This window comes from Vibrio sp. 10N.222.48.A3, assembly GCF_041475345.1.
Lineage (GTDB): Bacteria > Pseudomonadota > Gammaproteobacteria > Enterobacterales > Vibrionaceae > Vibrio > Vibrio tasmaniensis_A.
Map to the genome: position 1 here is coordinate 1 of NZ_JBFRVX010000157.1, position 9,619 is coordinate 9,619.

Genomic DNA, 9,619 nt, shown 5'->3' on the forward strand with positions numbered 1-9,619 from the left:
GCGAAACAAAATTCAAATAGGGCGAGCATCGCTTCTTTGGCGATCCCTCTCCTTTGAAAGTCATCACCCACCCAATAACCTAAACTCGCCATATTAAAGGTGTGGTAAAGCTCATTAATCGCAACCATACCGACTAACTTATCGCTTTTTCGTTCAAAGATGCCAAAGCCAAACGCATCGGCTTTCACCCAGTTTAAGCGAGTCGCCAGAATAAACTTCTCGGCTTCGACGATAGAAAACTCGCTATGACACCAGTCGACCCATGGCAACAAGCTAGGGGAGGACTTAACCAGTTGAGAAAATTCTTGAGCATCTGAGGCCTCAATGATTTTAAGGCTAAGATTTTGTGTGTTGATCTGAAATTCAGGGCTCATAAGACGTACCAAGTAACGTGTAAGTACTGAACAAAGAGAGTCAGTACAGAATAAAGATAGATAGCACTTAATAAAACGCCCTCACTAGGAGGGCGGATTGAATTATTTATATAATTATAGCCGAATCGGCAAGTAACTTACTGCGCTACACGTCTAACTTGAATTACCATTCCAAGAAGTGGGTGGTCAAGGTAGTGAGTTTCTGTGCTGCGCATACGACGTTTCTGGTCCATGCGGTAGCTCTTAAGGAACTCTTGGACTTCAACCGTCGGAGAAATCTCAGTTAGGTTGCCCACTTGGACGTTGCTTTCTGCGCCACTTACTGGTGAATCTAGCTCGATTTGTTGCTCTTGTAGAGTTACTTCACGAACGCTTGGCGCTTTTAAATCTAATGTCGTTTCAGCGTATAGGTAGTGCTGAACGTAGATTTGCAGCTTGCCGTCTAATTCGTAGAGTGGCTTATCAATGGTCTCTTCTTGGAACCCATCAGCGCTGCCTGTAGTGATTGCGCCTTTTTCAGAGCCATCAGCATTAAACTGTTTAGAGAAATCTTTACCTGCTTGAATATGGAAAACAGGTGCAGAGCTCTTACCTTGGTCGCCTTGACGCCAAGCGGTATGCATCAGAACTTCAAAGCCAGCGTGTTTACGTAGCTTGTCTTTCTGAGGCGTTAACTTGTATTCCGAGTAAGGTAGCATTTGAACGCCTTTCTTTGCTCGGTATTGGGTATCTTGAAATGAACCAACGCGTTCAAGTGAAATCTTAGGCTGTGTATTTGGCCAAGATTCGTTCACCTTCTCTGCATCAACAGCGCGCTTAAAAATGATCACTTCTATATCAAATTGTCTCTGCGCCAAACTTGGCAGTGAGACGAACAATAGTAGCAGTGGGATCAGTCTTTTCATTTTTACTCCGTCTTCCAGCCGAACTACCGGCTGGATAATTTATATGTGCAAGTGGATTGGGTCTTATGCTGAAGGCAGCAAGTTTTGTCTGAATTCGCCCAATAAATCACTAACAAATTGAATTCGTTTCCGTCTGTCGACCAATGGTATCGTAAACTTGAACTTTGTTGGTCCTTCCATTGAAAACTTTTGCGGTTGAGATTGCAACAGTTTAACAAGGTAGGCCGGGTTTATGTCAGCATCCGGGTAGAATTCTAAGAATCCCCCCTTATCGTGAGCTTCAATTTTCTTCGCTTTGATAGACGCTGCGGCTAATTTTAGCTCAGAAACTGATAACAAGTTCTTGGTTGCGTCAGGCAGAAGGCCGAAGCGATCAATCAGCTCGACTTTCAACTCTGCCAATTCGTCGGTGTCACTCACACTCGCAATACGTTTGTACGTTGATAAGCGCGTGTTGATGTCTGGGATGTAGTCATCTGGCAATAGTGCTGGCAAACGCATCTCAATTTCAGTTTGTTCACTCAGTAGGTCATCAAGCGATGGCTCTCGACCTTCCTTCAATGCTTCAACCGCTTGTTCAAGCATCTCCATGTACAAGGTGAAACCAACTGACTGGATTTGACCACTCTGTTCATCACCTAACAGCTCACCCGCACCACGAATCTCTAAATCGTGAGTTGCTAAGGTAAAGCCTGCGCCCAAGTCTTCGAGCGAAGCAATCGCATCCAATCGCTTGATCGCATCTTTGGTCATTGCTTTAGGGTGTGGCGTTAACAAGTAAGCATAAGCTTGGTGGTGAGAACGACCGACACGACCACGCAATTGGTGCAGCTGTGCTAAACCAAGGTTATCGGCTCTATCCATCAAGATGGTATTTGCCGTTGGTACGTCGATACCGGTTTCGATGATGGTTGTACACACCAACAAGTTAAAGCGCTGGTGGTAGAAGTCATTCATGATGCGTTCTAGTTCGCGCTCACGCATCTGGCCATGAGCCACAGTAACGCGTGCTTCTGGAATCAACTTCTGTAGTGACTCTGCTGTTTTCTCAATCGTGTCGACTTGGTTGTGCAGGAAGTAAACCTGACCACCACGCATGATTTCACGCAGCACCGCTTCTCTGACGATGGCATCATCACTTTCGCGAACGAAGGTTTTAATTGCCAAGCGTCGTGCGGGTGGTGTAGCGATGATCGAAAGGTCACGCATGCCACTCATTGCCATGTTCAGCGTTCGCGGGATCGGTGTCGCAGTAAGCGTTAGGATGTCGACATCCGCACGCATCGCTTTCACTTTCTCTTTCTGACGCACACCAAATCGGTGTTCTTCATCGACAACCAGCAGGCCTAGGTCTTTAAACTTAATATCGCTCGAAAGCAGCTTGTGAGTCCCTACCAAGATATCGACCTTACCGTCGGCGACATCTTGCATGATCAACTTCTGCTCTTTAGCTGATTTGAATCGGGATAGAACCTCAACACGAATCGGCAAGTTGGCGAAACGGTCACGGAAGTTCTCGAAGTGTTGCTGAGCAAGTAGGGTAGTTGGTACTAACACCGCCACTTGTTTGCTGTTGTCGGTACAAACGAATGCTGCACGCATCGCGACTTCGGTTTTACCAAAGCCAACATCACCACACACCAAACGATCCATGGCTTTTGCTTGACACATATCAGACATAACAGCATTGATGGCCATCGCTTGGTCATCGGTTTCTTCAAACGGGAAACCAGACTTGAAAGTCGCGTATTGGCCGCGGTCGAGCACAAACTTGTAGCCAGGTTTTAGCTCTCGCTTGGCGTAAACATCAAGTAGCTCTGCTGCAACGTCACGGACTTTCTCTGCGGCGCGCTTACGAGCTTTCTGCCATGCTTCACCGCCAAGTTTGTGTAGCGGTGCAGAATCTTCAGCGCCACCAGAGTAGCGGCCAATTAAGTTCAAAGAGGCAACAGGCACGTATAACTTGGCATCGTGTTGATACTCAAGTGTTACGTATTCGGTTTTCATCCCACCCGCTTCAAGTGTTTGCAAGCCGATATAGCGGCCAATACCGTGGTCAATGTGAACAACGGGTTGGCCCGGTTTAAGTTCCGCAAGGTGACGGATTACGGTGTCGCTGTTTACGCTTTTTTTGTCTTTTTTACGACGCTGAATAACGCGATCACCCAATAGATCACTTTCACAGACAAGGGCGATGTTTTGCTCTTCGTGGATAAAGCCATGCTCAGCAGAACCTAGGATCAGGGTGAACTTATCTTTACCTTTAATTGCCGCGTCGAGGTTTTCAACTTCGCTTGGACGAACTTTGATGCCTCGAAGCAATTCACTCAGAGCTTCACGGCGGCCTTCAGACTCAACCGAAAAAACAACCTTGCCATCGAAGGCTTCAGTGAACTTTCTTAAGTTAGACAACGGTTCTTTATTCTGATGCTGAACGCTGAGATCAGGCAGAGGCATAACCGGAAGGTTTGTACGCCCAGCTTTTTCTTCAATCGTGTCTAAGCTTAGGTTGACCTGTGGCTTCTGTTTGAAGTGTGCGAACAGCTCGTCTTTCTTTAGCCACAGTTGTTCAGGTGTCAGCAGCGGTCGTAACGGGTCAACACCGCGTTGCTCGTATCGGTGAGAAACGTCCGTTAGGAACGAATCTACTGCAGTCTCGACATCACCTAGAATCAGGAGTTGCGCTTCATCGGCAACATAATCAAACAAGGTTTCGGTGTGCTCGAAGAACAGCGGTTGCCAATACTCAATACCAGCAGGCCACGTGCCTTTAGAAACCTGCATATAAACCGATTCTGGTTCACGGCGCGCATCAAACTGTTGGCGCCAACGAATACGGAAATCTTCAATCGCTGTTTCCGAGGTTGGGAATTCGTGAGCAGGCAGCAGTCGAATCTCAGAGATGTCTTCGATAGAGCGCTGGTTTTCAGGATCGAAAGTACGGATCGTGTCGATCTCGTCATCGAAGAAGTCGATACGATACGGGTCTTTGCTGCCCATTGGGAACAGGTCGAGAATAGAACCACGGCTAGCGTATTCACCCGGGCCAAACACTTGGTCAACATAGCGATAGCCCGACTTTTCGAGTTGCAGACGTAATTTCTCTAGTGAATAGAGATCGCCTGTTTTCACCATTAACGTGTGTTGTAGTAAGAAGTCGCGCGGTGACTGGCGTTGCAATAACGTGCTGATCGGAACGATCGTGATGCCATCTTTTAGCGTTGGCAGTGCGTAAAGGCGTGCTATACGATCTGAGATGATCTCTTGGTGCGGCGAGAAGCTATCGTATGGCAGCGTCTCCCAGTCAGGAAATAACGCAACTTCATGTGCCGTAAACTGTTCAATTTCAGATTGAAGCTTGAGTGCGATCTGAGGATCAGGCACTGCAAGTAAAGTATGGCTGTTATGCTGCTCCGCTAGTTTAGCGATAGTAAGCGCGAGAGATGAACCAACTAGGTTACCGATGTGCTTTTTGTCACCGGCACCTTTGAGCTTAGGTAGTGTGAAAATGGATTGTTTTGTCATGTCTATTTACTTGTTATCTCGTTCTAGAGAGCGTTGACGTAAGAGCTTTTGTTGTTGATGGAGCGCAGCCTTGATCAACAAGTCTTGGTCAGTATCACGAAGATGAGCATATTTGAATTTGATTTCGAAGCCTGAATCTTTAGGTTCGCTAGCGAAGACCTCCGCGTAGCAATAGATAGCGGCGGCAGGGTGCTCGATAAAGAGCTTTGCTTTAACTAAGCGACCCGCTTCGATATCTGTTTTGGAAAAACACGAGAACTGACTCGCGCCAAATGAATACGTATGGGTACGAAATTGTTCATCATCTTGTTGCGATAACATAAAGCTCAACAAGAGGTTTAATTTAGAGTTCTGTGCATCCAATAAACTGATGACATTCTTCAAGTCGCTGTTTTTCAGTTCGTTGCGAGCACTGTCAGCTAATAGATCCAATTGGCTAAATTCACTTGCCACTACAAAAGGGGCAGGGATCTCCGATTCGAACTGAATCTGAGAAGGTAAAGCGAAGTTACTGTCCATTGGCTCAATATTAGCGGTAAGGCTGTGGTGAACGGTAAAAAACTCTTGTTCTGTCATGCGTTAGTTCCTTGAAGTGATCTATTGATTATCGCTATGTGGCCGCAGTAATCAAGGTCAGTTAATTGAAAGTCTCAAATAGTTGTTTGAAAGTTAGCTATTTGACAAGGTTCTGTTTTTCAAGCCTAACTAATTGAGTTAATTCACTCTATATTTTCAATTAACCCCTACACAGTAACGGCAATACCCGTTACATTAACCCGCATCTCCTTTAGATGGTTCAAAGTATGTTTCATCCTATTTCATTGTTTGTTGGCCTGCGTTATTTGAAAGGCCGTTCCGGTGATCGCTTTAGCCGTTTTGTTTCTTATATGTCGACAGCCGGAATTACCATTGGTGTGCTGTCTCTGGTTACTGTTTTGTCGGTAATGAATGGATTCGAAGCGCAGTTAAAAGACCGAATTCTTGGTGTCCTTCCTCAAGCCGTCGTTTACGAGCAAGGAGGCACAACGTCACTTTCTGCTCAAGCACCTAGCTTTGCGGAGCAAATGTCGCTCAATGGCCACGTAGAACCTATTGTTCGCAGTGAAGCGGTGATCCAAAGTCCTGCTCAGTTATCTGCGGGCTTGTTAATCGGTATTGAGCCAAATTCAGATGACCCTCTTCAGAATCATTTAATTGCTGGCAGACTGTCTTCACTCAAAGCTGGTCAGTATCAGCTTTTCCTTGGTCATACCTTGGCAAGAAACTTGAAAGTGTCTATGGGCGACAAAGTTCGCTTAATGGTCACCAGTGCCAGCCAATACACACCGTTAGGGCGCATACCTAGCCAACGAAATTTTACCGTAGCTGGCATTTTTAACACGGGTTCGGATATCGATGCTCAATTGATGGTGACAGATATCAACGATGCTGGGCGTTTGATGCGCTATAAATCAGACACCATTTCAGGCTGGCGACTGTTTTTTGATGACCCATTTGAAGTGGCAGAACTATCAAACCAACCGCTACCGGAAGGTTGGGTGTGGAGCGATTGGCGAGACCAACGTGGCGAGCTATTCCAAGCCGTTCGAATGGAAAAAAACATGATGGGTTTGATGCTTGGGCTGATCATTGGTGTTGCTGCGTTTAACATTATTTCTGCGCTTATTATGGTGGTGATGGAGAAACTGTCCGAAGTCGCCATCTTAAAAACCCAAGGTATGCGTGATGGTCAAGTCATGGGGATCTTTATGGTTCAAGGTGCAAGCAGTGGTGTGATCGGCGCATTATCTGGTGGCATCCTGGGCGTGATTTTAGCTTCGAACCTCAATACTATTTTAGAGGCGATGGGTGTTGCTCTGTTTTCATTTGGTGGACAGTTGCCAATATTGATTAATCCAATCCAAATTGCGGTTGTTGTGGTTCTGGCTATTGCACTTAGCTTGATTGCCACTGTATTCCCTTCTTATCGTGCATCGTCTGTAAAACCTGCTGAGGCCCTTCGTTATGAGTAATTTCCTTCAATGTAATGATATCCGTAAAACGTACCGTGAAGGCTCGTTAGATACTGAGGTTCTCAAGGGCGTCAGCTTTGAAATCGAAAAGGGTGAGCTAGTCGCTATCATTGGTACCTCTGGTTCCGGTAAAAGTACGTTATTGCATATTTTAGGGGCACTGGATGATGCGTCTGATGGCAGCGTAAGCTTTCTCGGACAAGACTTAGCGTCTTTGAGTTCGAATAAGCAGGCCAAGCTTCGCAACCAGCATCTTGGCTTTGTGTATCAATTCCATCATCTTCTTTCTGATTTCTCAGCGTTAGAAAACGTAGCAATGCCGTTGTTGATAGGTGGAGAGAAGCCAGCGAAAGCTAAACAAGAAGCACAGTTGTTACTTGATAAAGTGGGGCTAAGTCATCGTGTTGACCACCGACCTTCAGAACTTTCAGGTGGTGAGAGGCAACGAGTGGCAATTGCTCGTGCATTGGTGAACAAGCCTGCGCTAGTGTTGGCGGATGAGCCGACTGGTAACCTAGACCACAACACAGCACTTTCTATTTACGACTTAATGCGCGAACTGAACCGTGAGTACGATACTGCCTTTTTGGTTGTGACTCACGATGGTGAACTTGCCGGTAAGATGGATCGCCAACTTCACATGCAAGATGGTTTACTGGTCAACGTAGAAAAAGAGGAGAGCTAAGTGTTTTCTTCTTTATCTCTATTGATAGGCGGCCGATTTAGCCGGGCGAAACAACGAGACAAAATGGTGTCGTTCATCTCCTTGTCTTCGACAATTGGTATTGCTGTTGGTGTCGCGGTAATCATTATCGGCTTATCTGCAATGAATGGTTTTGAGCGAGAGCTTCAATCACGAGTACTTTCTGTCATTCCTCACGGTGAGTTTGAGGGCGTCAATGAACCTGTAACACGTTGGGAGCATGTGATCGAACAAGCGACCCAACATGAAGACGTTGTCGCAGCTGCGCCTTATGTGAAAATTACCGCGCTTGCCGAAAAAGGCAAAGAGCTGAAAGCAATTGAAGTTCGCGGTGTTGATCCACAACTTGAGCAACAAGTATCGAGCCTATCGAGTTTTATCGATAAGAAAGCTTGGAGCGATTTTAAGGCAGGGCAACAACAGATTATCCTGGGCTCTGGCGTGGCCAATGTACTTGGCGCGAAAGTCGGTGATTACTTAACTCTGATGATCCCGACGGTGAATGGTTCGCTTAAGGTTCAAGCACCTAAACGTGTTCGAGTCAAAGTCGTTGGCTTGCTGACGCTTAATGGCCAAATTGACCACAGCTTAGCTTTGATCCCGATCGGCGATGCGCAAGTTTACGCAAACCTAGGTGAGGCTGTGACAGGGGTTTCTTTAAAAGTGACCGATGTTCTGAACGCGAACTCTATTGTGCGTGAGGTGGGTAACCAGCTTGATGTGTATGTGTATCTACGAAGCTGGCAACAGAAGTTTGGCTTCTTGTATCGAGATATTCAGTTGGTTCGCACCATTATGTATCTGGTGATGGTACTGGTTATTGGTGTTGCTTGTTTCAATATTGTCTCGACATTAATGATGGCAGTAAAAGACAGAGCATCAGAGATCGCGATTTTAAGAACCATGGGCGCATCGGACGGCCTTGTGAAACGCATTTTCGTTTGGCAGGGCGTATTCTCCGGTGTGTTAGGTAGTTTGGTGGGCAGTGTAATAGGCGTGTTAGTGGCGCTTAATCTCACGACACTTATCAAAGGGCTTGAAAGGCTAGTTGATCACCAGTTCTTGTCCGGTGACATCTATTTTGTCGACTTCTTGCCATCACAACTCGATATGACGGATGTTGTTGTGGTTTCCGGTACAGCGATTGTATTGAGCCTATTGGCGACATGGTACCCAGCATCACGAGCAGCCAAGTTAAACCCTGCCTCGGTGCTTAGCTCGAAGTAATGCGCTTAGTAATACTTCATGTAGCATGATAGACAAATGGCATACACAAAAAAGGATCCCTGATGGGATCCTTTTTTTTGAATTCAATCTGCATTCTTTACGACTGTGGTTACATCCCAATATTGCAGAGTTCTGCGGTTCATCTGACTTTAACTTGTGTGCGGTTTAAGTGAAGCGCATACAAGGATAGATTGAACGACAAGGAAAAGTTGTCAGTACCTTGCTTGACGCTTCTTCCAACTTCTTACTACTGAGTAACGCCATAACCCGCGAATACCAAAGTAGCCAATCATTGCTGAAACCACGCCACAAATCAGGCAACCCAGTAAGAAAGGAGGCCCGATTGTATTCATTTGCGCCAAGATGAAGTCCCAAGACAATTCGAAATGGAAGGCTTGAGGTGGTACATGCATAACAAACGCCCCGACTTTATAAGCAAAGTAGAAGAGAACGGGCATAGTGACCGGGTTACTGATCCAAACAAGTGCGACAGCCAAAGGTAGGTTAACGCCACATGCGACAGCAAGGCCTGCAGACATAATCATTTGGCTTGGTAGAGGGACAAACGCCATGAATAACCCAACAGCGAATGCGCCTGCCGCAGAGCGACGATTAAGGCACCATAAGTTGGGGTTGTACAAAACATTGCCAAAAACTTTCAATGCTTTCTGACGCTTGATTAGCTCATGGTCAGGCATAAATCGTTTGATAAACTTTCTTGGCATAGGAGGAAGCTACTCTCTTGTTTAACACTTGGTTCTTGATTTCATTTGCTGCGACAGTTGTGTCTGCCAGCTTCTGGCCTGTGATGCCTCATTGGGTTTGGGCACCATTGATGCTGTTGTTACTACTAGCATCAACAAAGTATAGCGT

8 protein-coding genes are annotated in these 9,619 nt (G+C 46.1%); 3 read left to right on the top strand and 5 right to left on the bottom strand.

Annotated elements, in window-relative coordinates:
- From AB4653_RS05815 to AB4653_RS05830, 4 genes are all read right to left on the bottom strand, one after another.
- On the bottom strand, positions 1-374 hold a 374-nt coding region (locus AB4653_RS05815), incomplete at its 3' end, for a GNAT family N-acetyltransferase (RefSeq protein ID WP_372103549.1).
- A gap of 137 nt (positions 375-511) precedes the next feature.
- Positions 512-1,279, bottom strand: a complete 768-nt coding sequence (locus AB4653_RS05820; protein WP_009847152.1) for a peptidoglycan binding protein CsiV — start codon at positions 1,277-1,279, stop codon at positions 512-514.
- 63 nt (positions 1,280-1,342) lie between these two features.
- Complete coding sequence (gene mfd / locus AB4653_RS05825) at positions 1,343-4,804, bottom strand: transcription-repair coupling factor (protein WP_102257825.1); 3,462 nt, start codon at positions 4,802-4,804, stop codon at positions 1,343-1,345.
- Between the two features lie 6 nt (positions 4,805-4,810).
- Positions 4,811-5,380 carry a hypothetical protein gene (locus AB4653_RS05830; RefSeq protein ID WP_009847150.1) on the bottom strand — a complete coding sequence of 190 codons (570 nt, stop codon included), beginning with the start codon at positions 5,378-5,380 and terminating at the stop codon, positions 4,811-4,813.
- A gap of 227 nt (positions 5,381-5,607) precedes the next feature.
- Between AB4653_RS05830 and lolC the strand changes: the two genes are divergently transcribed.
- Genes lolC through lolE form a run of 3 tightly spaced genes read left to right on the top strand, consistent with a single transcriptional unit; the run spans position 5,608 to position 8,746 of the window.
- Complete coding sequence (gene lolC, locus AB4653_RS05835; RefSeq protein ID WP_170962710.1) at positions 5,608-6,816, top strand: lipoprotein-releasing ABC transporter permease subunit LolC; 1,209 nt, start codon at positions 5,608-5,610, stop codon at positions 6,814-6,816.
- Positions 6,809-7,501 carry a lipoprotein-releasing ABC transporter ATP-binding protein LolD gene (lolD, locus tag AB4653_RS05840; RefSeq protein WP_009847148.1) on the top strand — a complete coding sequence of 231 codons (693 nt, stop codon included), beginning with the start codon at positions 6,809-6,811 and terminating at the stop codon, positions 7,499-7,501. The genes lolC and lolD overlap by 8 nt, the downstream gene beginning before the upstream one ends.
- Positions 7,502-8,746, top strand: coding sequence for a lipoprotein-releasing ABC transporter permease subunit LolE (gene lolE, locus AB4653_RS05845; RefSeq protein ID WP_009847147.1), 1,245 nt, complete (start codon positions 7,502-7,504; stop codon positions 8,744-8,746).
- Between the two features lie 212 nt (positions 8,747-8,958).
- Here the strand turns inward: lolE and AB4653_RS05850 are convergent, their stop codons facing one another.
- Positions 8,959-9,471: a DUF2062 domain-containing protein gene (locus AB4653_RS05850; RefSeq protein WP_009847146.1), complete on the bottom strand. Its 513-nt coding sequence runs from the start codon at positions 9,469-9,471 to the stop codon at positions 8,959-8,961.
- Between the last annotated feature and the right edge of the window lie 148 nt (positions 9,472-9,619).

Bases quoted from the DNA above. Each gene is read 5' to 3' on its own strand.
- AB4653_RS05820 (WP_009847152.1), bottom strand. From the start codon at position 1,279: ATGAAAAGACTGATCCCACTGCTACTATTGTTCGTCTCACTGCCAAGT.
- mfd (WP_102257825.1), bottom strand. From the start codon at position 4,804: ATGACAAAACAATCCATTTTCACACTACCTAAGCTCAAAGGTGCCGGT.
- AB4653_RS05830 (WP_009847150.1), bottom strand. From the start codon at position 5,380: ATGACAGAACAAGAGTTTTTTACCGTTCACCACAGCCTTACCGCTAAT.
- lolC (WP_170962710.1), top strand. From the start codon at position 5,608: ATGTTTCATCCTATTTCATTGTTTGTTGGCCTGCGTTATTTGAAAGGC.
- lolD (WP_009847148.1), top strand. From the start codon at position 6,809: ATGAGTAATTTCCTTCAATGTAATGATATCCGTAAAACGTACCGTGAA.
- AB4653_RS05850 (WP_009847146.1), bottom strand. From the start codon at position 9,471: ATGCCAAGAAAGTTTATCAAACGATTTATGCCTGACCATGAGCTAATC.